The sequence below is a fragment of the Lysobacter terrae genome, assembly GCF_054782215.1.
Window position 1 is genome coordinate 1,572,704 of the sequence record NZ_BAAGSX010000001.1, and the last position, 22,967, is coordinate 1,595,670.

At 67.4% G+C, this 22,967-nt stretch carries 23 protein-coding genes; 18 read left to right on the forward strand and 5 right to left on the reverse strand.

The window, feature by feature from the left end; translation table 11 throughout:
- The first annotated feature begins 66 nt into the window (after positions 1-66).
- Together ACYVJ8_RS07330 and ACYVJ8_RS07335 are read left to right on the forward strand one after the other, a co-directional pair.
- On the forward strand, positions 67-1,062 hold the full coding sequence (locus ACYVJ8_RS07330; protein ID WP_460710724.1) for a cyanophycinase: 996 nt from the start codon (positions 67-69) through the stop codon (positions 1,060-1,062).
- Between the two features lie 131 nt (positions 1,063-1,193).
- A complete protein-coding gene (locus ACYVJ8_RS07335; protein WP_460710726.1) occupies positions 1,194-1,631 on the forward strand; it encodes an FHA domain-containing protein in 438 nt (145 codons plus the stop codon).
- A 21-nt stretch (positions 1,632-1,652) separates the two neighbouring features.
- On the opposite strand, the gene ACYVJ8_RS07340 is transcribed toward ACYVJ8_RS07335, so the two are convergent.
- Positions 1,653-3,065, reverse strand: a complete 1,413-nt coding sequence (locus tag ACYVJ8_RS07340) for an aminotransferase-like domain-containing protein (RefSeq protein WP_460710728.1) — start codon at positions 3,063-3,065, stop codon at positions 1,653-1,655.
- Between the two features lie 196 nt (positions 3,066-3,261).
- Here ACYVJ8_RS07340 and ACYVJ8_RS07345 point away from each other — a divergent pair, with 196 nt between their 5' ends.
- The 11 genes from ACYVJ8_RS07345 to ACYVJ8_RS07395 all read left to right on the forward strand — a co-directional run bounded on the left by ACYVJ8_RS07345 (position 3,262) and on the right by ACYVJ8_RS07395 (position 14,833).
- Positions 3,262-3,627, forward strand: a complete 366-nt coding sequence (locus tag ACYVJ8_RS07345) for a hypothetical protein (RefSeq protein WP_460710730.1) — start codon at positions 3,262-3,264, stop codon at positions 3,625-3,627.
- Complete coding sequence (locus ACYVJ8_RS07350; RefSeq protein WP_460710732.1) at positions 3,624-3,830, forward strand: twin transmembrane helix small protein; 207 nt, start codon at positions 3,624-3,626, stop codon at positions 3,828-3,830. Before ACYVJ8_RS07345 ends, ACYVJ8_RS07350 begins: the two co-directional genes overlap by 4 nt.
- 185 nt (positions 3,831-4,015) lie before the next feature.
- Positions 4,016-5,410: an oxygen-independent coproporphyrinogen III oxidase gene (hemN, locus tag ACYVJ8_RS07355; protein ID WP_460710734.1), complete on the forward strand. Its 1,395-nt coding sequence runs from the start codon at positions 4,016-4,018 to the stop codon at positions 5,408-5,410.
- A 31-nt stretch (positions 5,411-5,441) separates the two neighbouring features.
- Positions 5,442-6,212 (forward strand): cyclic nucleotide-binding domain-containing protein, encoded by a 771-nt coding sequence (locus ACYVJ8_RS07360; protein WP_460710736.1) that lies wholly within the window; start codon positions 5,442-5,444, stop codon positions 6,210-6,212.
- 226 nt (positions 6,213-6,438) lie between these two features.
- The gene (locus tag ACYVJ8_RS07365) at positions 6,439-8,760 is read left to right on the forward strand and encodes a nitric-oxide reductase large subunit (RefSeq protein WP_460710738.1); all 2,322 of its coding nucleotides are present in this window, start codon (positions 6,439-6,441) and stop codon (positions 8,758-8,760) included.
- A 258-nt stretch (positions 8,761-9,018) separates the two neighbouring features.
- The gene (locus tag ACYVJ8_RS07370; RefSeq protein ID WP_460710740.1) at positions 9,019-9,258 is read left to right on the forward strand and encodes a hypothetical protein; all 240 of its coding nucleotides are present in this window, start codon (positions 9,019-9,021) and stop codon (positions 9,256-9,258) included.
- A gap of 4 nt (positions 9,259-9,262) precedes the next feature.
- Positions 9,263-10,474, forward strand: a complete 1,212-nt coding sequence (locus ACYVJ8_RS07375; RefSeq protein WP_460710742.1) for an NnrS family protein — start codon at positions 9,263-9,265, stop codon at positions 10,472-10,474.
- Positions 10,471-10,872, forward strand: a complete 402-nt coding sequence (locus ACYVJ8_RS07380; protein WP_460710744.1) for a SirB2 family protein — start codon at positions 10,471-10,473, stop codon at positions 10,870-10,872. Before ACYVJ8_RS07375 ends, ACYVJ8_RS07380 begins: the two co-directional genes overlap by 4 nt.
- Positions 10,873-11,006: 134 nt before the next feature.
- Entirely contained in the window at positions 11,007-11,684 is a 678-nt protein-coding gene (locus ACYVJ8_RS07385) for an alternative oxidase (RefSeq protein ID WP_460710746.1), read from the forward strand.
- 76 nt (positions 11,685-11,760) lie between these two features.
- Entirely contained in the window at positions 11,761-13,722 is a 1,962-nt protein-coding gene (locus tag ACYVJ8_RS07390; protein ID WP_460710748.1) for a pyridoxal phosphate-dependent decarboxylase family protein, read from the forward strand.
- Position 13,723: 1 nt separating this feature from the next.
- Entirely contained in the window at positions 13,724-14,833 is a 1,110-nt protein-coding gene (locus tag ACYVJ8_RS07395; RefSeq protein ID WP_460710750.1) for a PLP-dependent cysteine synthase family protein, read from the forward strand.
- A gap of 31 nt (positions 14,834-14,864) precedes the next feature.
- On the opposite strand, the gene fabB is transcribed toward ACYVJ8_RS07395, so the two are convergent.
- Positions 14,865-16,097 carry a beta-ketoacyl-ACP synthase I gene (gene fabB, locus ACYVJ8_RS07400; RefSeq protein ID WP_460710752.1) on the reverse strand — a complete coding sequence of 411 codons (1,233 nt, stop codon included), beginning with the start codon at positions 16,095-16,097 and terminating at the stop codon, positions 14,865-14,867.
- A complete protein-coding gene (gene fabA / locus ACYVJ8_RS07405) occupies positions 16,097-16,612 on the reverse strand; it encodes a bifunctional 3-hydroxydecanoyl-ACP dehydratase/trans-2-decenoyl-ACP isomerase (protein WP_460710754.1) in 516 nt (171 codons plus the stop codon). The genes fabB and fabA overlap by 1 nt, the downstream gene beginning before the upstream one ends.
- A gap of 348 nt (positions 16,613-16,960) precedes the next feature.
- Between fabA and ACYVJ8_RS07410 the strand changes: the two genes are divergently transcribed.
- From ACYVJ8_RS07410 to azu, 5 genes are all read left to right on the forward strand, one after another.
- Entirely contained in the window at positions 16,961-17,137 is a 177-nt protein-coding gene (locus ACYVJ8_RS07410) for a hypothetical protein (protein ID WP_460710756.1), read from the forward strand.
- A 17-nt stretch (positions 17,138-17,154) separates the two neighbouring features.
- Complete coding sequence (nirK, locus tag ACYVJ8_RS07415; protein WP_460710757.1) at positions 17,155-18,681, forward strand: copper-containing nitrite reductase; 1,527 nt, start codon at positions 17,155-17,157, stop codon at positions 18,679-18,681.
- Between the two features lie 3 nt (positions 18,682-18,684).
- A complete protein-coding gene (locus ACYVJ8_RS07420) occupies positions 18,685-19,464 on the forward strand; it encodes a formylglycine-generating enzyme family protein (protein ID WP_460710759.1) in 780 nt (259 codons plus the stop codon).
- Positions 19,461-20,066 carry an SCO family protein gene (locus ACYVJ8_RS07425; protein ID WP_460710761.1) on the forward strand — a complete coding sequence of 202 codons (606 nt, stop codon included), beginning with the start codon at positions 19,461-19,463 and terminating at the stop codon, positions 20,064-20,066. Before ACYVJ8_RS07420 ends, ACYVJ8_RS07425 begins: the two co-directional genes overlap by 4 nt.
- A 101-nt stretch (positions 20,067-20,167) precedes the next feature.
- Positions 20,168-20,626: an azurin gene (azu, locus tag ACYVJ8_RS07430; RefSeq protein ID WP_460710763.1), complete on the forward strand. Its 459-nt coding sequence runs from the start codon at positions 20,168-20,170 to the stop codon at positions 20,624-20,626.
- A gap of 178 nt (positions 20,627-20,804) precedes the next feature.
- On the opposite strand, the gene ACYVJ8_RS07435 is transcribed toward azu, so the two are convergent.
- Together ACYVJ8_RS07435 and ACYVJ8_RS07440 are read right to left on the reverse strand one after the other, a co-directional pair.
- On the reverse strand, positions 20,805-22,040 hold the full coding sequence (locus tag ACYVJ8_RS07435; protein ID WP_460710765.1) for an MgtC/SapB family protein: 1,236 nt from the start codon (positions 22,038-22,040) through the stop codon (positions 20,805-20,807).
- Positions 22,041-22,093: 53 nt separating this feature from the next.
- The gene (locus ACYVJ8_RS07440; protein ID WP_460710766.1) at positions 22,094-22,909 is read right to left on the reverse strand and encodes a universal stress protein; all 816 of its coding nucleotides are present in this window, start codon (positions 22,907-22,909) and stop codon (positions 22,094-22,096) included.
- Positions 22,910-22,967 lie beyond the last annotated feature (58 nt).

The following is a 22,967-nucleotide window of genomic DNA, read 5'->3' on the forward strand; positions in this document are numbered from 1 at the left end:
AAGAGCCCGGCAGTTGCCGCAATGAAGCCTGTCGTTCCCCGCCCTCTCCTACTGTCGAGGATGCTTATGACGCGCTCGTTCGTATTGCTGTTGTTGCTACTGGTCGCCACCACTTCTTCCGCCGTCGCGGCCAAGCCGCCCAGTTACAGCTACTTCCGCCTCGGCAATGCCGCCGACGTGGCGCCGGCGCCTTCGCCCGGGGTGGTGTTGATGGGCGGCAGTACCGATGTCGATGCCGCCTTCCAATGGATGTGCGCGCGCTCCGGCGGCGGCGACTTTCTGGTCATCCGCGCTACCGGCACGGATGCGTACAACCCCTACATTCGCGATCTGTGCCCCGGGGTGAACTCGGTCGCCACGCTGATCATTCCCGACGCCGCGGCCGCGACCAACGCAACGGTCGCCGACATCCTGTCGAAGGCCGAAGCGGTTTGGATCGCCGGCGGCGATCAGTCGAACTACATCAATGTGTGGACCGGCACGCCGGTGCAGGCGACGCTCAATGCGCTCATCGCCAGCGGCGTGCCAGTGGGTGGGACGAGTGCCGGGCTCAACGTGCTCACGCAGTTCATCTACACCGCGCAGGCCAGCCAGGGCGTGACTTCGGCGCAGGCCTTGGCCGATCCGTTCAATCGCTACATGTCGCTCGGGCGCGATTTCGCCAACCTGCCGGTGCTTGCCGGCATCATCGGCGATCCGCACTTCGGCGCGCGCGATCGCATGGGGCGCGACCTCGCCTTCCTCTGCCGCATCGCCCGCAACGGCTGGAGCAGTGCGCCACGCGGCATCGCGGTGGACGAGCAAACCGCGCTGCTGGTGGAAACCAACGGCAGTGCGACCGTCGTCGGCAGCGGCCACGTCTACTTCCTGAAGGCCCCCGGCCAGCCGGAGGTGTGCGAAGGCAGGCAGCCGCTGACCTATCGCAACATCGCCGTCGACCGCATCCAGGCCGGCGATGCCTTCAATCTGACGACCTGGCTACGCACCGGCGGCAGCGCCTATACGGTGTCGGCCCAGGCGGGCGTACTGACGTCGACGCAGGCGGGCGGATCGCCCTACTGAACTCTCGCTAGCGGCACAGGCGCGCGGCCAGACGGGTGTGAGCCGCGCGCCCCTGCGGCGTGGTAGCTTTCCGCGCCAGTTTCCATTGCCCGGGCTTCGTACCCGGTCCTACCCACCCGCGCCGACAACGCATGAGCCCAACCCTTTCGGACCCGGAATACGTGCTGCGCGGTGTCGCGGGCGTCGTATTCGGACGCAGCTACAACCTCCTCGCGCCGACGACCGTCGGCCGTTCGCCCGAGTGCGACATCTGCCTGGCCAGCGAGGGCGTATCGCGCATGCATGCGCGCCTGCGCCCGCTGGACTACGGCGTCGAGATCGAAGATCTGAAGTCCACCAACGGCTGCTTCCTCAACGGCCAACGCGTGACGCTGGGTATCGCGCGGCCGGGCGATGAAATCGCGTTCGACGAACTGCGCTTCCTGGTCGAACCGCGCCGCGGCCGGCCGGTCACGGAAGCCCGCCCCGCTGCCGGGCAGCGCAAGCCGCGAGGACATGTCGGCCTCACGATCGGAATCGTGATCGTGCTGGGTGCATTGGCCTTCGCCGCCGTGCGCTGGCTTGCCTAGCGCTGCGTCAGGCGGCTTCTATCAAGCAATCGCCGCCAGCTCGCCCAGTTTCCGCAACGCCTCGGCGACGCGCGTATCCATGGGATGTCCGCAGTTGAGCCGCAGGCAGTGGCCGAAGCCGCGGCTCGCCGAAAACATCGGCCCTGGAGCGATGCTGATGCCGTTCTGCGTCGCTAGCTGTTGCACACGCAGCGCATCGGTGCCTTCGGGCAACTCCAGCCAGAGGAAGTAACCGCCCGCGGGCCGCGTCACCCGCGTGCCGGGTGGGAAGGCTTGCGCCAACACTTCGGCATAGCGCGTCTGCTGCTCGGCGAGCGTTCTGCGCAGGCGGCGCAGATGACGATCGAAACCGCCTCGCTCCAGATACCGCGCCAACGCGATCTGCACCGGCACATTGGTGTTGAGCGTGGAGGTGAGCTTGCGCCGGGCGATCTCCTGCGCACGGCGGCCTGCCGCGACCCAACCGATGCGATACCCCGGCGCGAGGCTCTTGGAGAACGACGAGCAATGCATGACGACGCCATCGCGATCGAAGGCCTTCGCCGGCAGTGAGCGCCGCGGGCCGAAATACAGTTCGGCGTAGACGTCGTCCTCGACCAGCGGAATATCGTGGCGCGCGAGCAGCTCCACCAGCGCGCGCTTGCGCTCCTCGGGCATCGTGCTGCCCAAGGGATTGTGCAGTGTGGGCATCAGCCAGCACGCGCGCGGCGCATGCCGCGCGATCGCGGCCTCGAGCGCTTCCAGGTCGATGCCATCGCGCGGGTGCGTGGGTACTTCTATCGCGCGCAGGCCCTTGCGTTCGAGCGACTGCAGGCAGGCGTAGAAACACGGCGACTCGACCACCACGGCGTCGCCGGGCTGGGTCACCGCGCCGATGCACAGGTTCAAGGCTTCCAGCGCGCCGTTGGTGATGACGATTTCGTCCGCGCTCACGTCCATGCCATCGATCACGTAGCGCAGTGCGATCTGTCGGCGCAGCGCCGCGTTGCCCGCGGTGAGATCGTCGACGGTGCTCCAGGGATTCAGGTGCAGTGCCGCCGTCGCGACGGCGCGACCGATGCGGTCCAGCGGAAACAGCGTCGGGCTCATGAAGGCGGAACCCAATGGCACCACGTCGCGGTGCATCGTCGACTGCAGGATCTCGAAGACCAGTTCGCTGACGTCGACCTGGCGCGATTCGCCGTCGGGGCGCGAGGGCGTTTCCGGTTCCGGCGGCAGCGCAGCGGCGGCGCGCGCCACGTAGTAGCCGGAGCGGGCGCGCGATTCGACCAGGCCCTGGGCTTCGAGCAGGTAGTAGGCCTGGAAGATCGTCGCCGGACTCAGCTTGCGGGCGGCGCTGGCCTGGCGCACGGAGGGCAGGCGCGCGCCGGGCTTGAGCAGGCCGGTGCGGATGGTGCGGGCGATGTCGTCAGCTAGGGCTTCGTAGCGCTTCATGGGTGGCTCCGGAGGGCGCACCACGTCCCCTCACCCTGCTTCGCTGCGCGAAGCGGTCCCTCTCCCCGCAAGCGGGGCGAGGGGGTGGGTGGCGGGGGAACTGATATGGTTTTTTTCTCGGGTTCTGATTCTAGGACAACTGATACGGTCGACCTAGCATGGCGCCATCCCCACCTGCGTCTGCCTGATCCGAGTCATGAATCCGCAAGTCGAACTCAACCTGGCCCTGATCCTGTTCCTGCCCTGGTTCACGATCCTGGCCGTGCTGTTCTGGGTCTATCCCCGCTCCCCGCGCCACTTCCTGCGCAAGCTCTTCGACACAGTCAGCCTGCTTCTGGCCGTGGCCGCAGCCGCGGGCGGCATGTACGGGAGCATGGCCAATGCCGACCGCTCCTTCGGGCATATGTGGCAGCAGGTGCTGGCGACCTCGGTGGCGTACGGGTTGTTCCTGCTGGTGATCACCGTGGCGCTGATCGTGCGCTGGCGCTGGCTGCGCCGGGTGCGCAATGCGGCCGCTTCGTCCGTCGCTCCCTTTTCCGCTACTCAGGTGTCGCAATCATGAAAACGCTGGTGATCGTCGCCTTCCTCGGGCTGATCCTCTACAACCTCGGCGCCGGGCTGTACTACATGCTCGTGGACATGGGCACCACCAAGCGCACGGTGAATGCGCTGACCAAGCGCATTGCGCTGTCGGTGGTGCTGATCCTGCTGGTGGCCGCGGGGATTGCGACGGGGTATATCGAGCCGCATGGGGTTGGGCGGTAGCTTCACCGCCCCTCACCCTGCGTCGCGTTGCGACGCTGTCCCTCTCCCCGCAAGCGGGGCGAGGGCTACCTTCTCCTTCGCCCCGTTTGCGGGGAGAAGGTGCCCGCAGGGCGGATGAGGGGAGGCTTTACCCGATTTGACCCCAATCAAGGCATTCCCCCTCCCCCGCCCCTAACGTGCAGGCCATGGACACCATGGCCTTCGACTCCGACCTGCTGCGCCGCTACGACCGGCCCGGGCCGCGTTACACCTCCTACCCGACCGCACCGCAGTTCCACGCCGGCTTCGGCGAGGCGGAACTACGCGATGCCGCCGCGGCCAGCAACGGCGACCCGATTCCGCGGCGCCTGTCGCTGTACGTGCACGTGCCCTTCTGCGCCAGCCCCTGCTTCTACTGCGGCTGCAACCGCATCATCACCCGCGACAAGGCGCGCGGCGAGGCCTACCTGGCGCGGCTGTATCGCGAGATCGCGCTGATGGCTCAGCTGTTCGACCGCGATCGCGAAGTGATTCAGCTGCATTTCGGCGGCGGCACGCCCAACTTCCTTTCGCCGGAGCAACTGGGCGAAGTCGTGGACACGCTGCGCAGCCAGTTCCATTTCTCCGACTCGCAAGAACGCGACATTTCCATCGAACTGGACCCCCGCTTCGTCAGCCCCGACGAGATCGCACGGCTCGCGCGCATCGGCTTCAACCGCGCCAGTTTCGGCGTGCAGGATTTCGATCCCGCGGTGCAGACGGCGGTAAACCGCATTCAGAGCGTTGAAGAAACGCAGGCCGTAGTGGACGCCTGCCGCGCCAACGGCTTCCGCTCGGTCAACGTCGACCTGATCTACGGCTTGCCCAAGCAGAACCTCGACGGCTTCGCGCGCACGCTCGATCTGGTCACGGCGATGCGTCCCGACCGCATCGCGGTCTACAGCTACGCGCACCTGCCGCAGCTGTTCAAGCCGCAGCGGCAGATCGATGCGGCGGATCTGCCGGACGCCGAAACCAAGCTCGCGCTATTGCAGCTGGCGATCGCGAAACTGACCGACGCCGGTTACGTCTACATCGGCATGGACCACTTCGCCCTGCCCGATGACGACCTGGCCACGGCGCAGGCGCGCGGCGGCCTGCATCGCAACTTCATGGGCTACACCACGCATGCCGACAGCGACCTGATCGGCCTGGGCGTGAGTGCGATCAGCCACATCGGCGACAGCTTCAGCCAGAACCCGCGCGACCTGATGAGCTGGCAGATCGCCCTGGACGAAGGCCGCCTGCCGGTGTTCCGCGGCATGCGCCTGAACGAGGACGACCAGCTGCGCGCCGACCTGATCCAGGCGCTGATGTGCCAGGGCGAAGTACCGATCCGGGCCTTGGAACGGCGCTATGCGATCGACTTCGCCGAATACTTCGCCGAGGCGCTGTCGCGGCTGCAGCCGCTGGCCGAGGACGGGCTGGTCAAGGTCGAACGCGAGCGGATCCGGGTCACGTCGCGCGGCCGCCTGCTGTTGCGTAACATCGCCATGTGCTTCGACCATTACCTCGACCAGCCCGCCTCCGTGGCCACGCCACGGTTCTCGCGCGCTATCTGAAATGCGCGGACCCGAAGCGTCCCGATCCGAAATGCCAATGGAGCCCAGCGTGAGCCAGACGGCGTTCCCGCGCCAGGACGCGCGCACGCTCGCCGACGACGGCGACGCGCTGCATTTCTGTTCGACCTGCGCGTTCTCGCAGGCTTGCCTTGCCGAAGGCATGGACAAGCGCGCGCTCATGGACCTGCACGTGCTGGTGGAACACATCGGGCCCTTCCATGCTGGCGATCACCTCTTTCGCGAAGGCGATCCGTTCGAAGCCATCGCCGCGGTGCGCGCGGGCACGGTCAAGACCTACGTGATCGACCGCGATGGGCGCGAGCATGTGCTCGGCTTCCATCTGCCCGGCGAAGTCATCGGCCTCAACGCGATCGACGGCGACCACTACCCGTGCAATGCGGTCGCGCTGGACACGGTGATGCTGTGCCGGTTCTCGTTCCCGAAGATCGCGGTGCTGGCGGCGCGGTTGCCCGGACTGCAACGGCAGCTGTTCCGCCTGCTCAGCCGCGACATCGGCCGCGCTGCGCTGCTCGCGGGCGACTGGAGCGCGGACCAGCGCATGGCGGCGTTCCTCATCGGACTGTCGCGGCGTCTGGCCGCGCGCGGGTTTTCTCCCAATCGCTTCCAGCTGACGATGGCACGCACCGATATCGCCAACTATCTGCGCCTGGCGCCGGAGACGGTGAGCCGCGTGCTCAAGCGCTTCCAGGAAGACGGCCTGCTGCGCGTGGATCGGCGTGAGTTGGAGATCATCGGGCGCGAACAGTTGGATGCGCTGGCGGGGCCGGTGTTGCGGGATTGAGGTTGCCGCTTAAAAGCGGCCCCTCATCCGCCCTTCGGGCACCTTCTCCCCGCAAGCGGGGAGAAGGAAGAGCATCCCTCGCCCCGCTTGCGGGGAGAGGGACAGCGTTGCGCAGCAACGCAGGGTGAGGGGCCGTATTCGCCCCATCCCCAAGCCGATTGATTTGCATCAAGGCGCCCCAGCGCCACCAGATCGACCATGACCAGGACGTATTGGGAGAACTGACATGAGCAACACGAGAAAGCTGTGGCTGGGCCTTGCCACCCTGCTCGTCGTCTCGTTCGGGGTACTGCTGTGGGCAGGAACGGAGATCTTCCGCGCTGCACCGCCGATACCGGAACGGGTGGTGAGCCAGAGCGGCCAGGTGGTCTACACGAAGGCCGACATCGAACGCGGCCGCCAGGTCTGGCAGTCGATGGGCGGCATGCAACTGGGCTCGATCTGGGGCCACGGTGCCTACGTCGCGCCGGACTGGAGCGCCGACTGGCTGCATCGCGAATCCGTCGGCGTGCTCGATCTGTGGGCGCGCAGCGAGGGCGCGGCGACCTACGCCGAACTTTCGCCGGAACGCCAGGGCGCGTTGCGCGCGCGCCTGCAACAGGTGATGCGCACCAACACTTACGACGCGAAGACGGGCACGATCACGCTGGTCGACGACCGTGTCGCCGCGCTGTCGAACGTCGCCGCGCACTACGAAAGCCTGTTCGGCAACGATCCGGCCACGCAATCGCTGCGCGAAGCGTATGCGATGAAGAACGACACCGTGCCCGACGCCGACCACCGTCGCGCCCTCACCGCCTTCTTCTGGTGGACCGCCTGGGCCGCCGGTACCGAGCGGCCGCGCGAACCCGGCGATGCGATGGTGCCGTCCAAAATGGACGAAGCCCGGCAGCAGGTCACCTACACCAACAACTGGCCGAGCGAACCGCTGGTCGGTAACCGCCCGGCCGCGCCGTTGTGGCTGTGGTCGGCCTTCAGCGTGCTGTTCCTGATCGCCGGCATCGCCTTGCTCGGTTGGCATCACGCGCGCACGCACGAGGATGCGCCGGTGAAGCTGCCGGCAAGTGATCCCCTGGCCGCACTGCGAGTGACGCCGTCGATGCGCGCCACCGCCAAATACTTCTGGGTGGTGCTGGCGCTGTTCCTGGTGCAGATCCTGCTAGGCGCGATGACCGCGCACTATCAGGTCGAAGGCCAGGTCGCCTACGGCTTCAATCTCTCCAACATCCTGCCCTACTCGATCACGCGGACTTGGCACACGCAGCTGGCGGTGTTGTGGATCGCGGTGGCGTGGCTCGGTACCGGCCTCTACATCGCGCCCGCGCTTTCTGGGCATGAACCGAAGTTCCAGCGTCTTGGGGTGAATTTCCTCTGGGTGTGCCTGCTGGTGATCGTGGTCGGCGCGTTCGCGGGCCAATGGCTGGCGGTGATGCAGAAGCTCGGGCTGGATCTGAACTTCTGGTGGGGCCACCAGGGCTGGGAGTACGCGGACATGGGCCGCTTCTGGCAGTGGTTCCTGTTCGTTGGCCTGATCCTGTGGCTGACGCTGGTCGGCCGCGCGTTGTGGCCGGTGCTGCGCGGGCCGCAGAGCGATACGAAGGCGATCGTCGGCCTGCTGTTCCTGTCCACCGTGTGCATCGGCCTGTTCTTCGGCGCGGCGCTGATGTGGGGCGAGCACACGCACATCTCCGAAGTGGAGTACTGGCGCTGGTGGCTGGTGCACCTGTGGGTGGAGGGCTTCTTCGAAGTCTTCGCCGCCGCGGTGATGGCGCTGATCTTCGTCAAGCTGGGCCTGGTGAATCCGAAATCGGCGACGACCGCGGTGCTGTTCGCGACGATCGTGTTCATGGCCGGTGGCGTGCTGGGCACCTTGCACCACCTGTACTTCGTCGGCACGCCGACCGCGGTGGTGGCGCTGGGCGCGAGCTTCAGTGCGCTGGAAGTGGTCCCGCTGGCCTACATCGGCTTCGAGGGGTACCACACCTACAAGCTCGGCAAGGCGACGCCGTGGATGGCGCGCTATCGCTGGCCGATCCTGTTCTTCATCGCCGTGTCGTTCTGGAACCTGGTGGGCGCGGGGCTGTTCGGCTTCCTGATCAATCCGCCGCTGTCGCTGTACTACATGCAGGGCCTGAACCTGACGCCGCTGCATGGCCACACCGCGCTGTTCGGCGTGTACGGCATGCTGGGCATCGCGCTGGTGCTGTTCTGCCTGCGCGGCCTGCGTGGACAGATGCAGTGGGATACCAAGGCGCTGAAGGTCGCGTTCTGGTGCTTCAACATCGGCCTGGGAATGATGGCGGTGTTCACGCTGCTGCCCTTGGGCACGATGCAGCTGCTGGCGGCGATCGAGCACGGTTATGCGTACGCGCGCTCGGCCGAGTTCATGCAGAAGCCCATCGTCGATTTGCTGATATGGATGCGCGTGCCGGGCGATACGGTATTCAGCGTCGGCGCGCTGGCGCTGTGCTGGTTCGTGCTGCGGCTGTGGGTGGCGCCGCGGCGGGTGGGTGTGGAGGCGGGGCAAGTGGAGCGCTCTGATTCCTGAGTGCGGGAGCTTTGCTGAAGCGGTCCCGCTGCCCTGCCCCTCATCCGCCCTTCGGGCACCTTCTCCCCGCTAAAGCGGGGAGAAGGAACTGCCCCCCTCGCCCCGCTTGCGGGGAGAGGGACAGCATTGCGAAGCAATGCAGGGTGAGGGGACGCGAAGCATGCACCCATTACGACGCCACTCTCATCTGACCTGGATCAAGGCGATTGCAAGGCGTCGCGACGACACTTTGATCGTCCTTCCAAGCAAGCCCACCCCATGGAATTTCTCTACCGCATCACCGATCAAGCGCCCGACCTCAACGCCCTCGAACGCGCGATCGCCAATCTCGACCCGGCCGTCGTGCTCGACACTGATGTTTCCGGAAACGCGATTCGCATTTCCACCAGCCTGACCGGGCACAGCCTCCTCGCCTGCCTGCGCCTGGCCGGCGTCCCGGCAACGCTGCAGGACATAGAACAGCAGCCCTCAGTGTGCTGTGGCGGCTGCGGTGGCTGAAGCCATGGCGGATTCGCTCTCGCCCAGCCGGCTGCTGCACACGCCGCACCGGCTGATGTTCTTCGTCGGCGCCAGCAATGTATTGCTGGCGATGCTGTGGTGGGCGGCATGGCTGGCGTCGTCCGCATCGGGCCGGTTCGCGATGCCGCAGCCGCAGCCCTACGCCGGCTGGCTGCATGCCTTCGTCATGCAGTACCAGATGCTGGCGAGCTTCATCTTCGGTTTCCTGTTGACGGTGTTTCCGCGTTGGATGGGCCTGCCTGAGTTCGAACGCTGGCGTTATGCGCCCGTCGGGGCGGGCTTGTTCGGCGGACAGATCGCGACGCTGCTGGGCGCGATGGGTTGGCAGGCCGGCATCGTCGTCGGCGTACTGATGACGCTCGCCGGCTGGATCGCGGCCATCACCACCCTCGCCCCGCTGCTGTGGCGGGAACGCGGTGCGACCTGGCACGCGCGCTCCTGTTTCGCCGCGTTGCTGCTGGGGCTGGTGGGTTTGTTGGCGTGGACCGCGTTCGTTCTGGGCGCGAATCCGATCTGGGCCTTTGCCAGCATCAAGCTCGGCAGCTTCGGGCTGTTGTTGCCGGTGTACATGACGGTCGCGCATCGGATGTTCCCGTTCTTCGCCGGCAACGTGGTGCCGGGTTACACGCCGTGGCGGCCGCTGTGGGTACTGGGCGCGTTCTGGGCGCTGTTGCTGCTGCACCTCGCACTCGAACTGGTGCACGGCTACGGCTGGCTGTGGCTCGCCGACGTGCCGCTGCTCGCACTGACGATCACGCTATGCGTGCGCTGGTGGCCGGTCGGGCCGAAGCCCGCGCTGTTGACCGTGCTCTTCATCGGCATGGCCTGGCTGCCCATCGCGTTCATGCTGTACACCGCACAGAGCGTGAGCTACCTGTTGACCGGCGTGTACGCGTTGGGACGCGCGCCGGCGCACGCGCTGTTCGTGGGCTTCTTCGGCAGCGTGTTGGTGGCGATGGTGACGCGGGTGACGCAAGGGCACTCGGGACGTGCGTTGGTGATGCCGAAGGCCGCATGGTTCGCGTTCGGCGCGATCCAGCTGGTGGCCCTGACGCGGATCGGGGCAGAATTCGCGCACGATCCGATGACGTGGCAGACCGTCGCCGCCCTGGGCTGGCTGGTGGCGCTAATCCCATGGCTGGCGCGGATCGGCCGCATCTACCTGACGCCGCGCAAGGATGGGAAGCCCGGATGATCGAGTTCTACCCGCAGATCCGCCAGTTCCACATCTTCGTCGCGCTGCTGAGCGGGTCGCTGTTCGCACTGCGCGGCGCCTTCCTGCTGGGCGGCGCGCGCTGGCCGATGGCGTTGCCGGTGAAGTGGTTCAGCTATGCCGTCGATACCGCGCTGCTGACCGCGGCACTGATGCTGCTCACGATCCTGCCCGGCGCGATGTTCGCCAACGGCTGGCTCACGGTGAAGCTGTTGCTCGTAGTGGCCTATATCGGGCTGGGCATGTTCGCGCTGAAGCGGGCCAAGACCCGGCGCGCGCGCATCCTGTGCTACGTCGCGGCCCTGGCCGTATACCTGTCGATCTACGCCACCGCGCGCACGCACAATCCTCTGGGCGCGCTGACTTACTGGTTCAGCTGACTGATGCAGGGCTGAATCAAGGCGTTCGGGGGCGCGGATTTCGTGCCCCTATTGATCCGGATCAAGGGGCGAATTCCCCAGCGGCGTAGCCTTTTCTCCAGCAGAAAACGAAACGCTTGAGAACGAGGTCCATCATGAACACCGCCCTGATCACCCCTGTCGTGCAGACGCCGGCCTATGTCGAGCTGAACACGCATCACACCACCCGCGACTGGTCCGACCGCGTCGCCTACGGCATCACCCGCGGGCTGCGCTTCCTCGCCGATACCTTCTTCGCCAAGCGCTACGGCAACCGCGCGATCGTGCTGGAAACCGTCGCCGCCGTGCCCGGCCTGGTCGGCGCCGCGCTGATCCACCTGCGCTGCCTGCGCTGGATGAAGCACGACCACGGCTGGATCCACGCTTTGATGCAGGAAGCCGAAAACGAGCGCATGCACCTGATGACCTTCATCGAGATCGCGCGCCCGAACTGGCTGGAACGTGCGCTGGTGCTGGGCGCGCAGGCCGGCTTCTTCACCTTCTTCCTGATGTTGTACTTGCTGTCCCCGCGCACCGCGCACCGCCTGGTCGGCTACTTCGAGGAGCAGGCCGTGGTGAGTTACAGCCAGTACCTGCAGGAAATCGACAGCGGCCGCGTCGAGAACGTACCGGCGCCGAAGATCGCGCGCGACTACTGGCAGCTGCCGGCCGATGCGCGTCTGCGTGAAGTGGTGCTGGCGGTGCGCGCCGACGAAGCCGGACACCGCGACGTCAACCACGACTTCGCCAATCAGCTGCAACCCAAGACACCCGTCCTGCGCCAGGCCGCCTGACGTATCCCATGGTTGGAAGGCATTACGGGCCCGCTCGCGGGCCCGCTTTTTTCCGAGCACGCGCGACGAGCCCGCCATGAACCTGCCCCACTCCACACCCCCGCTTGCGGCCATGCCACCGGCCGACACGCTGGACCGAGATGCGCTCGACGCGTGCTTCCTCGGCCCCTATGGCGAGAACGACGCGCTGCTGGAAAAGCTCGCGGTCGAATTCCTGCGCGACCACGTCTACTGGCGGCGCAACTTCCATCCCGAAGATCCGCCGGCCATTCCCACGCATGCGGCGCAGCGGCCGGGCTATCAGGCCTTCGAGGCGCGCATGCGGCGCGAGTTGCACGCGCTGTCGGCCGCGCTGAAGAAATCGGTGCCGTTCCACAGCCCGCGCTACATCGGGCACATGGCCTCGGACCTGCTGCTGCCGGGACTCGCCGCGCAGTTGCTCACCCTGCCCTATAACCCCAACAACGTCAGCGAAGACGCCGCACCCGTCACCGTCGAGATGGAAGTGCGCGCGGGCCTGCAGCTGGCGCGCATGCTCGGCTATCCCGACGACACCGCGCGCGCGGATTGCGCCTTCGGTCATCTCACCTCCGGCGGTACGCTCGCCAACTACCAGGCGTTGCGCCTGGCGCTGGCATTGAAGGCGTTCCCGGTCGCGCTGCGCGCCGCGAACGTGCCGGACTTGGCGTTGCCGGTGGACGACTGGGAAGCCTTCAATCTGGGCCCCAAGCGCGGCATCGTCCTGTTCGAACAGTGGCAGCGCTGGCTGGCGGCGCAGGCAGCGGGCGCCCGCCGCGAATGGCGGGCGCGCGTGCAGGCGCAGCGTGTGGAAAGCCTCGGGCTTGCGGGATTCTTCGCACGCCATCCGGCACTGCAGCCGCCGCGCGTGCTCGCGCCGCTGACCGCGCACTACTCGTGGAGCAAAGGCCTGAAGCTGCTCGGCCTGGGCCGCGATCAGCTGCAGCTGTTGCCCGAGCACGGCATGCGCATGGATGCGGATGCGCTCGACGCCGCGCTGGCACGGTGCGCGCGCGAGCGCACGCCGGTGCTGATGGTGGTGGCGGTGCTGGGCACGACCGAATACGGCACCGTCGATCCGGTGCACCGCGCGGTGGCCGCGCGCGAAGCGATGCAGGCACGCGGCCTGGGCTTCGGCGTGCACGTCGACGCGGCCTGGGGCGGCTACCTGGCCACGCTGTTCCGCAATGCCGACGGTACGCTGCGCCCGCTCGAGGAAATGCGCATGCACTACGCGCGCTTTCCCACGCCCGAAGTGCACGCGGCCTTCGCCGCATTGGGCGATACCGATTCGGTCACGGTCGATCCGCACAAGCTCGGTTACCTGCCCTACGGCGCAGGTGCGTTCGTGTGTCGCGATCACCGCGCGATGGCGCTGCTGTCGGAGGAAGCCGACTACGTGTTCGACGGCGCGGGTGGCGAGGAAGACTATCTGCGGCGCTATCGCCGGCTCGGGCAGTTCATTCCGGAAGGTTCCAAATCCGGCGCGGCCGCCGCGGCGGTGTATGTCACCCATCGCGTGCTGCCGCTGGATCACGCGCACTTCGGCCAGCTGCCGCGGCAGACGGTGCTCGCCGCCGAAGCCTTCGCCATGCGCGCGCGCGAGTTCGCCCAGGCGCACGCCGGCAGCGTGCATGCCTGCGTGCCCTTCGCCCCGGACAGCAACCTGGTATGCCTGGCGCTCAACCCTGCAGGCAACACGCAGGCGCGCGACGCCAACGCGTTCGTGCGACGCCTGCACGAGGCGCTGCGCTGCGATCCGCAACGGCCGCTGCAGGTGAAGGAGTTCTTCGGTTCGATGACGACGCTGCGGCCCGATGCGCTGGCCGCGGACGAACGCGATCGCATCCTCGCGCAACTGCAGCTCGACCCGGCCAGCTTCGATGCGGACGAGGACCGGCTGGTGATCCTGCGCCATACCTTGATGAATCCTTACCTGTTCGATCGCGAGAACGGCATCAGTTACGTCGACCGCTACTTCGACTACTTGGCTGGTCTCGTGCGCGCACTGGCGGCTTGAGATGTCCCTGCTCCTGCACACCGCGCCGGACGCCGGCCACGTCAGCCGCGAATGGACGCTCGCCGCACTGGCCACGCTGCGCCAGGAAGCCGTGCGCTCGGCCGACACGCATCTGCTGCGGCTGGATTTCCCCGGCTTCGCCGGCATCGGCTTCTACTTCAAGGACGAAGCCGCGCATCCCACCGGCAGCCTCAAGCATCGGCTCGCGCGGTCGCTCTTCCTGTACGCGCTGTGCAACGGACGCCTGCACGAAAACCAGCCGGTCGTCGACGCCTCCTCGGGCAGCACGGCTATTTCCGAAGCCTGGTTCGCGCGCCTGCTGGGCCTGAAGTTCACCGCGGTGATGCCCGCCTGCACCGCGCCGGGCAAGATCGCCGATGTCGAGGCGCTCGGCGGTACCTGCGATCTCGTCGACGACCCCGCCGACGTACATGTGCGCGCGGCCTGGCACGCCTCGCGCGGCGCATGCCACCTCGACCAGTTCGGCCTGGCCGAACGCGCCACCGACTGGCGCGGCAACAACAACATCGCCGAATCGATCCTGCAGCAGATGGCGCTGGAACCCGAACCGGAGCCGGCCTGGGTCGTCTGCGGCGCCGGCACCGGCGGTACCTCTGCAACGATCGGCCGTTACCTGCGCTATCGCGGATTGCGGACGCGGCTCTGCGTCGCCGAACCTACGGGCAGCGGATTCGCGCGTGGCTGGCAATCGCGCGACCGCAACGCGGTGGCAAGCCGGCCGACACTGATCGAAGGCATCGGCCGGCCGCGCGTCGAGCCCGGGTTTCTGTTCGAAGTCGTCGACGCTGTAGCCGAAGTCCCCGATGTGGACTCCATCGCGGGCGCGTGGCTGTTGGAGTCCCTGTTCGGACGGCGCTACGGCGGATCGTCCGGTACGAACCTGGTCGCCTGCCTGCACCTGGCCGCAACGATGCGCGCGCGTGGCGAACGCGGCAGCATCGTCAGCCTACTGTGCGATCGCGGTGAGCGTTACGACCGCACGCTCTTCGACCGCGACTGGCTGCAGGCGCGCGGCATCGATCCGACCGCCGCACGCGTGCGCCTGGAAACCTGCATCCAGACCGGCAACTCCCCGTTCGCGCGCGCTTGAGCCGGCGCGCGCGGAGACGCGCGAGGGCCGATCAGAGACTGCGAAACGCCAGCGCCCCGTTCGTACCGCCAAAACCGAAGCTGTTCGACATCACCGTCCGCAGCGTTGTCTCGCGCGTTTCGCGCAGCACCGGGTATGCCTCCGCGCGCGGATCGAGCGACTCGATGTTCGCCGACGCCGCCACGAATCCGCCCTGGAGCATGAGCAGGCTGTAGATCGCTTCGTGCACGCTGGCGGCGCCGAGCGAATGGCCGGTCAGTGCCTTGGTCGAGGACAACGGCGGCATGTCGTCGCCGAATGCGGCGCGCACGGCTTCGAGCTCGACGATGTCGCCCACCGGCGTGGAGGTGCCGTGGGTGTTGAGGTAGTCGATGCGACCGATCCCCTGCCCGTCCAGTCCCGCCATCGCCGCGCGCATGCAGCGCACCGCGCCTTCGCCGCTCGGCGCGACCATGTCGGCGCCGTCGGAGGTCACGCCGTAGCCCACCAGTTCGGCATGGATGCGTGCGCCGCGCGCCTTCGCGTGCGCGTAATCCTCCAGCACCAGCATGCCGCCGCCGGAACCGATGACGAAGCCGTCGCGCGCCGCGTCGTAAGGCCGCGAGGCGCGTTCCGGCGTCTCGTTGAAATGCGTGGACAACGCGCCCATCGCATCGAACTGGCAGGTCATGCCCCAGTGCAGTTCTTCGCCGCCACCGGCGAAGACGATGTCCTGCGCACCGTGGCGGATCAGATCGGCGGCCGCGCCGATGCAGTGTGCGGACGTCGCGCAGGCTGCCGAGAGCGAATAACTCACGCCGCGGATGCCGAAGGCAGTAGCGAGATTGGCCGACACCGTCGATCCCATCGTGCGCGGCACCATGTACGGGCCCACGCGGCGTACGCCCTTGGTACGCAGCAGGTCGCCGGTTTCGATCTGCCAATGCGGCGAGGCGCCGCCGGACCCGGCGATCACGCCGGTGCGTGCATCGCGCACCGTCTCTTCCGCAAGGCCCGCATCGGCGATCGCGTCGCGCATGGCGACATAGGCGTACGCGGCCGCGCCGCCCATGAAGCGCATCAGCTTGCGATCGATCTGCGCTTCCAGGTCGATGTCGCACACCCCGGCCACCTGGCTGCGTAGGCCGAGCGTGGCGTACTCGGGCATCGCGCGCAGGCCGCTGCGGCCTTCACGCAAAGCACTCGCGACACTCGCGGCATCGTTGCCCAGCGGCGACACGATCCCCATGCCGGTGACTACGACGCGTCTTGCAGCCGCAGTCATCAGAAGCCCTCCGTCGACTGGAACAGCCCCACGCGCAGATCTTTCGCCTCGTAGATCAGCCGGTCGTCGACGAAGGTGCGGCCATCGGCGATCACCAGACGCAGCTTGCCGCGCAGGACGCGCTTCACGTCGATTTCGTAGCGCACGGCCTTGGCGCTGGGCAGCACCTGCCCGGTGAACTTCACTTCGCCCACGCCCAGCGCGCGGCCGCGGCCGCTTTCGCCGAGCCACGGCAGATAGAAACCGGCGAGCTGCCACATCGCGTCGAGGCCCAGGCAACCGGGCATCACCGGATCGCCCTCGAAGTGGCACGCGAAGAACCACAGGTCCGGACGGATGTCGAGTTCAGCCACCAGCTGACCCTTGCCGTAGCCGCCGCTGCTTTCGTCCACACGAGTGATGCGGTCGAACATCAGCATCGGCGGCGCCGGCAGGCGGGCGTTATCCGGGCCGAAGAGCGCGCCGTGCGCGCATTCGAGGAGTTGTTGCTTATCGAAAGAGGAAGGTCTTGACATAGGAGCGCCGCTAGAAGAACGCGCAGCTTGCACCATTCAACACGTCCTGCGGGTGACAGGGATCAAGTTGCGTCCGCCATGCGGTTGCGCATGGTGCCGCGCTATCCGAGTGATCGTGCGAATTCCCATTGGGAAGATGTCTCGGCATTGCACGGCTCGGTAGTACTTCAGTGCGCTGGCTCCGCTTCGGGCCGCGCAGGTTGACGCAGGTCAAGCTGCCGGTCGGATCGTGAATAGGGGGTGCCGCCATTTGACCCAGATCAGGCGCACGGAAGAAGCGGCGGCGCAGACTGCCGCCATCGCAGAACCCGCAAGCCTTTCCCAGCCTCGAAAACCAGGAGCAAGGCAGTGAAACACCTGACCCGGTATGCCTTCCACTACGTCGCGGTTCTCACCGCGGCGATCGCTGTCGTCGCGCTGCTCGCCAGCGCCGCCGATCCCAAACTGGCCGGAGCATCCAAACAGGTGGTGGCCGTCCAGGCCAACACCGCGCACGCTTCCGCCACCATGAACGTTCCGTTCTGACCGACAGGAGCCGGCAAATGAAGACACGGATATCTGCAGTGATCCTGGCCGCCGCGGTTTCCGCGCTCGTGCTGGGCGGTTGCGACCGTTCGAAAGACGGCGCCCCCGAGCAGAAGCAACAGGAGGCCGCCGTCGACAGCGGAGGCTCACGAGGCGGCGACTTCGGACCGCCACAGGGCGAGCCCATCACCGCGGTACTGACCAGCCCGCCGAACGTGCCGCCGCCGGTCAATCGCGATCATCCCGCGAAGGTCGTCGTCGAACTGGATGTGGTCGAGAAGGAGCTGCCGATCTCCGAAGGCGTGAGCTACACCTTCTGGACCTTCGGCGGCACAGTGCCGGGCAGCTTCATCCGCGTGCGCCAGGGCGACACCGTGCAGTTCCACCTGCGCAACATGCCCGACAGCAAGATGCCCCACAACATCGACCTGCATGGCGTCACCGGCCCGGGTGGCGGCGCGGCGTCGAGCTTCACCGCGCCCGGCCATGTCAGCCGCTTCACCTTCAAGGCGCTCAACGCCGGCCTGTACGTCTACCACTGCGCCACCGCGCCGGTGGGCATGCACGTGGCCAACGGCATGTACGGCCTGATCCTGGTCGAGCCGCCGGGAGGCCTGCCCAAGGTCGACCGCGAGTACTACGTGATGCAGGGCGACTTCTACACGACCGGCAAGTACCACGAGAAGGGCCACCAGCCGTTCGATATGGAGAAGGCCATCGAAGAGCATCCGACCTACGTGCTGTTCAACGGCAAGGAAGGCGCGCTCACCGGCGACAACGCCCTCAAGGCCAAGACCGGCGAGACCGTGCGCCTGTTCGTCGGCAACGGCGGCCCGAACCTGGTGTCGAGCTTCCACGTGATCGGCGAGATCTTCGACAAGGTCTGGTTCGAAGGCGGCACGCGCTTCCAGGAGAACGTGCAGACCACGCTGATCCCGTCGGGCGGCGCGGCGATCATGGACTTCCACATCGAAGTACCGGGCACCTACATCCTGGTCGACCACTCGATCTTCCGCGCCTTCAACAAGGGCGCGCTGGCGATGCTCAAGGCCGAGGGGCCCGACCGTAAGGACATCTACTCGGGCAAGGAAGTCGACGCGATGTACACCGGCGGACGCGCGGCGCCCAACCTGACCGCGGTGACCGAAGCGGCGCAGGCGGCCAAGACCGGCGCGCTGACCCAGGAAGATCAGGTCAAGGCCGGCCAGGCGCTGTTCGCCGGCACCTGCTCGACCTGTCACCAGGCCAACGGCGAAGGACTCAAGGGTGTGTTCCCGCCGCTGGCGAAGTCGAGCGTGATCAAGGACAACCCCAAGCGCATCGTCGAGATCATGCTGCACGGCCTGAGTGGCCCGGTCACCGTCAACGGCGAGCAGTACAACTCGGTGATGCCGCCGATGAACCAGCTGACCGACGACGAGGTCGCCAACCTCGGCACCTACGTGCTCAACAGCTGGGGCAACCCGGGCGGACGCATCGACAAGGCCGAAGTGGCCGCCGCGCGCAAGGCCGGCGGCGGCGCCAACGCCGCGGCGGAGCACTGAGCGATGCGCCGGCTCGCCGCCCTGCTGCTGTGCGTGCTGCCCCTGGCCGGCCTCGCGGCCGGCATGGCGGGTGGTTACGTCACGCTGCCGGGCGGCAGCTTCCGCACGGTGCTCAAGTACGAAGACCGCAAGGGCGCGAACGTGCGTGTCGCGCCCTTCGCGCTGATGACCACACCGGTGACGAACGCGCAGTTCCTGGCGTTCGTCAAACGCAATCCGCAATGGCGACGCGACCGCGTCGCCGGCGTATTCGCCGAGCCGCGCTATCTCTCGCACTGGCGGGACGCGACGACGCTCGGGCCGAAGGCGCTGCCGGAGCAGCCGGTGACGTGGGTCAGCTGGTTCGCCGCGGATGCGTATTGCCAGGCGCAGGGCGCGCGGCTGCCGACGTGGAGCGAATGGGAATACGCCGCCGCCGCGGACGAAACCCGCCGCGACGCGCGCCAGGATCCGGCGTGGCGCGAACGCATCCTTTCTTGGTATTCGCGCCCGTCGCAGAGCGCGCTGCCGCGCGCCGGACTGCAGGCGCCCAATGCCTACGGCGTGCAGGACCTGCACGGCCTGGTGTGGGAATGGACCGACGACTACTCGTCGCTGCTGGTGTCCGCCGACAACCGCAACCAGGGCGACACCGACAAGGCGAAGTTCTGCGGCGCCGGCGCGCTGTCGATGGACGACCGTGAGAACTACGCCGTACTCATGCGCGTGGCGATGCTGTCTTCCCTGGAAGGCAGCGACGCCACCGCCAACCTTGGCTTCCGTTGCGCGAGGAGCGCACGATGAAAAAATTCCGCGCTCTGTTGTTCGCCGTCCTGGCCGGCACCGCGCTGACGCTGCTGAGCGCGGCCGTGCTGGCCGCAGACACCGCAGCGAAAGCCGCGCCGCTTCCGCGCGACTCGGTCTATCAACTGCCGCTGGTGCTCACCGACCAGTCCGGCCAGGCGCGCGACTGGCGCCTGCGCCGCGGACAGCCGCAGGTGGTCTCGATGTTCTACACCTCGTGCCAGTACATCTGCCCGCTGATCGTGGATTCGGGCAAGGCCGTCGACCGCAGTCTCACGCCCGCGCAGCGCGCGCGTCTGGGCATCCTGCTGATCAGCATGGATCCCACGCACGACACGCCGAAGGCCTTGCAGTACATCGTCGACAAGCGCCAGCTCGACACGCAGCGCTGGACGCTCGCATCGCCGCCGGCCGGCGACGTGCGCGCCGTCGCCGGTGTGCTCGGCATCCGCTACCGGCAACTCGCCGACGGCAACTTCAACCACACCAGCGCGCTGATCCTGCTCGATGCGGATGGCCGCATTCTCGCCCGCACCGAGCAGGTTGGCAGCCGCCCGGACCCCGACTTCCTGGCGGCCGTGCGCAAGGCCACGTCGCCGTAACCCATCGCCCGCTACCGTCGTCGAACAAGCCGGGCCTCCGACAATCGCGACGGCGGTGGCGGGACTTCCTCCAACCACGACACCAATCAGAGATCGATGCCATGAAACACGCTTCCACTCTCTTTCTCGGTCTGGCCCTGCTGGGCGCTTCGGCGTTCGCACAGGCCGCGCCCAACTGCACGATCAAGCTCAAGGGCAACGATGCGATGCAATTCGATCTGAAGACCGCGACGGTGTCCGCGTCGTGCCCGAAGATCACCATCGAGCTCACCCACATCGGCAAGATGGCCGCGCAGGTGATGGGCCATAACGTCGTCATCAGCCAGACCGCCGACATGAACGCAATCACGGCCGCCGGGATGAAGGCAGGTGCGGCTTCCGGTTATGTCGCCAAAGGCGATGCGAAGGTGATCGCAGCGACATCGGTGGTCGGCGGCGGCGCGAGTACCAAGACGTCGTTTGCGGGTAGCAAGCTCAAGGCGGGTGGGGATTACACGTTCTTCTGCTCGTTCCCGGGGCATGCGGCGTTGATGAAGGGGAAGTTGGTGGTGACGAAGTAGGCTTCGGCACGTCCCCTCACCCTGCTTCCTTCGGCACGTCCCCTCACCCTGCTTCGCTATGCGAAGCTGTCCCTCTCCCCGCAAGCGGGGCGAGGGGCGACTCTTCCTTCTCCCCGCGCTAGCGGGGAGAAGGTGGCGCGCAGCGCCGGATGAGGGGCGCTCTTGCTGTTGCCTTCGCCTACACCACCCAAGCCACCACCCCAAACGCCACCACCATCCCCAAAATCCCCGGCAGCAACCGCAGCGCGTAAGCACGACCGCCGGTCAGCGCCGCCATCACCACTTTCATCGCCGAATTGGCCGCGAACGCCAGCGCGATCGCAGGCACGGCGATCTCCGTTCCGATACGCCCCACCGCCACCAATTGCGCGGCCGAGGCCGTGGCCGCATGCACATCGGCGATGCCCGACGCCGCCAGCGTCCATTCCAGCGCCGCATCGCCCAGCCAGGCGAGCATCGCCGCCGACAGCAACATCACCGCCGCGACGATCGCGACGAACAACAGCGCCTGCTTCGGCTCGAAGGCCCGGCCCGCCAATTCGCTGCCGTGCGCCTTCACCCCGCGCGAAGCCCAGGCGGCCCCCAGTGCGAACACCACAATCACCGCGCCGGCCGCCACGATCGGCGGCCACAAGGCTTGCAGCAACTTCGGCGACAGCGCGCCGGAGATCACCGCAAGCTGCACCACCGTGCTCACGTTCGACACCACGCCCGCGCCGGCGCACGCCATCGCCAGCTTCGGATTCTCTCGCGCACGCACGCCCATGCTGGCGATGGTCGCGGTGCTGGAAGCGAAACCGCCGGCGAGTCCCGCCAGCAGCAGGCCGACGCGGGCGCCGAACGCGCGCAACGCGACATGGCCGGCGGCATTGATCGCCATGATGAGCACCGCCAGCAGCCACAGCTTGTGCAGATTGAGCACGCCCCACGGATCGAGCGCGCGATCCGGCAGCAAGGGCAGCACGATCGCGGCCGCAGCCGCCAGCAACAGCGCGTCGTGCAATTCCTCTTCGGTCAGCACGGTGCGGACGAAGCGGTGCACGCGCGACTTGGCCGACAACAGCAAGGTCACGGCGACGCCGAGCCCCGCAGCGAGCCCGGTCTGCCGCATCGCCAGCACGCCGAGCAGGAACACCACCAGCATCGCGACTTCGGTGGTCAGGCCCGGATCGCGCGCGCGGCTGAGGCGATAGCTAAGCAGCGCGGCCAATGCGGTAAAGGCTCCCGCGACCGCGATACCGACGCCGCCCAGCAAGGCCGCAACCGCGCCGGACAGCCCGATCAGCGCGAAGGTGCGCACGCCGGCCGGGCCGGCGGAAGGGCCTTCGCCCTTGCGGCGCTCGCGTTCGATTCCGACCAGCAGGCCCACGCCGAGCGCGACCGCCAGACCCTTGAGCAAGTCGACATCCACCATGCCGCCAGCTTCGTCCAGCGGGCGGCCTCGCGCAATCGATGGACGGCTAACGCCTAATGCCGCAACAACAGCGGCAGATCGTCCTGCTGCAGCATGTAACGGGTGACGCCGCCGAGCACGCGTTCGGAAAAACGCGAACGGCCGTAAGCGCCCATCACCAGCAGATCGGCATAGGCGGCGCGCGCGGCTTCGTGGATCGGCGCGCCGGTGTCGGCATTCTCGTCCAGCAGCTCGAATTCGACCGCGAGATCGTGGCGCCGGCACCAGGCTTCCAGCGCGAACTCGGGCGCGGGCACCGGCGGCAGCACGTCCCTGCGCTTGCCGACCAGGAGCACGATCCGTTGCGCGCGGCGCAGCAGCGGCAGGGCGCCGTGCAGCGCGCGGATCGCCTCGATCGAGTCGTTCCAGGCCACGGCAATGCAATCCAGCCGCAACTCTTCCTGCCCCGCCGGCACCACCAGGCAGGGCTGGCCCACGCTGAGGACGATCGATGCCAGAGCTGCCGGGCTGGCCCAGGGGTCTTCGCGATCCCGCGCGAGCACCAGCAAGTCGTGCCAGTTGCAGGTGTAGCGCAGCGCGTCGGCGACATGGCCCTGCGTCACCAGCCACTGCGGCGACACCGCGCCCACCGAGCCGGCCCAGGCCTCGAACGCGGGCGCTACCGCCCGCGCCGCGCGGGTCTGCTCGTCGATGGCGGCGACGTACTCGGCGAACAGCAGGCCGGCGTCGTATTCCCACACGGGCGGAATGCCGCCCTCGACGATGTGCAGGGCGGTGAGCCCCGTCCGCAATTGACCGGCCAGGCGCGTGGCGAAGACGACGCCGGGATCCCAGTCGGGGTATCGGGATGCTCGTACCAGCAGGTCCATCGCGGCACTCCTCTGAGGCGGGCCCTCCGGGGTTCCAATGCTCGCTCTGCCGAATTCG

Coding starts and splice junctions, on each gene's coding strand:
- ACYVJ8_RS07435 (WP_460710765.1), bottom strand. CDS start 22,040: ATGGTGGATGTCGACTTGCTCAAGGGTCTGGCGGTCGCGCTCGGCGTG.
- ACYVJ8_RS07370 (WP_460710740.1), top strand. CDS start 9,019: ATGGAATTTCTCTACCGCATCACCGATCAAGCGCCCGACCTCAACGCC.
- ACYVJ8_RS07335 (WP_460710726.1), top strand. CDS start 1,194: ATGAGCCCAACCCTTTCGGACCCGGAATACGTGCTGCGCGGTGTCGCG.
- ACYVJ8_RS07350 (WP_460710732.1), top strand. CDS start 3,624: ATGAAAACGCTGGTGATCGTCGCCTTCCTCGGGCTGATCCTCTACAAC.
- nirK (WP_460710757.1), top strand. CDS start 17,155: ATGAAGACACGGATATCTGCAGTGATCCTGGCCGCCGCGGTTTCCGCG.
- hemN (WP_460710734.1), top strand. CDS start 4,016: ATGGACACCATGGCCTTCGACTCCGACCTGCTGCGCCGCTACGACCGG.
- ACYVJ8_RS07385 (WP_460710746.1), top strand. CDS start 11,007: ATGAACACCGCCCTGATCACCCCTGTCGTGCAGACGCCGGCCTATGTC.
- ACYVJ8_RS07375 (WP_460710742.1), top strand. CDS start 9,263: ATGGCGGATTCGCTCTCGCCCAGCCGGCTGCTGCACACGCCGCACCGG.
- fabB (WP_460710752.1), bottom strand. CDS start 16,097: ATGACTGCGGCTGCAAGACGCGTCGTAGTCACCGGCATGGGGATCGTG.
- ACYVJ8_RS07380 (WP_460710744.1), top strand. CDS start 10,471: ATGATCGAGTTCTACCCGCAGATCCGCCAGTTCCACATCTTCGTCGCG.
- ACYVJ8_RS07425 (WP_460710761.1), top strand. CDS start 19,461: ATGAAAAAATTCCGCGCTCTGTTGTTCGCCGTCCTGGCCGGCACCGCG.
- fabA (WP_460710754.1), bottom strand. CDS start 16,612: ATGTCAAGACCTTCCTCTTTCGATAAGCAACAACTCCTCGAATGCGCG.
- ACYVJ8_RS07330 (WP_460710724.1), top strand. CDS start 67: ATGACGCGCTCGTTCGTATTGCTGTTGTTGCTACTGGTCGCCACCACT.
- ACYVJ8_RS07395 (WP_460710750.1), top strand. CDS start 13,724: ATGTCCCTGCTCCTGCACACCGCGCCGGACGCCGGCCACGTCAGCCGC.
- ACYVJ8_RS07365 (WP_460710738.1), top strand. CDS start 6,439: ATGAGCAACACGAGAAAGCTGTGGCTGGGCCTTGCCACCCTGCTCGTC.
- ACYVJ8_RS07345 (WP_460710730.1), top strand. CDS start 3,262: ATGAATCCGCAAGTCGAACTCAACCTGGCCCTGATCCTGTTCCTGCCC.
- azu (WP_460710763.1), top strand. CDS start 20,168: ATGAAACACGCTTCCACTCTCTTTCTCGGTCTGGCCCTGCTGGGCGCT.
- ACYVJ8_RS07440 (WP_460710766.1), bottom strand. CDS start 22,909: ATGGACCTGCTGGTACGAGCATCCCGATACCCCGACTGGGATCCCGGC.
- ACYVJ8_RS07390 (WP_460710748.1), top strand. CDS start 11,761: ATGAACCTGCCCCACTCCACACCCCCGCTTGCGGCCATGCCACCGGCC.
- ACYVJ8_RS07360 (WP_460710736.1), top strand. CDS start 5,442: ATGCCAATGGAGCCCAGCGTGAGCCAGACGGCGTTCCCGCGCCAGGAC.
- ACYVJ8_RS07340 (WP_460710728.1), bottom strand. CDS start 3,065: ATGAAGCGCTACGAAGCCCTAGCTGACGACATCGCCCGCACCATCCGC.
- ACYVJ8_RS07420 (WP_460710759.1), top strand. CDS start 18,685: ATGCGCCGGCTCGCCGCCCTGCTGCTGTGCGTGCTGCCCCTGGCCGGC.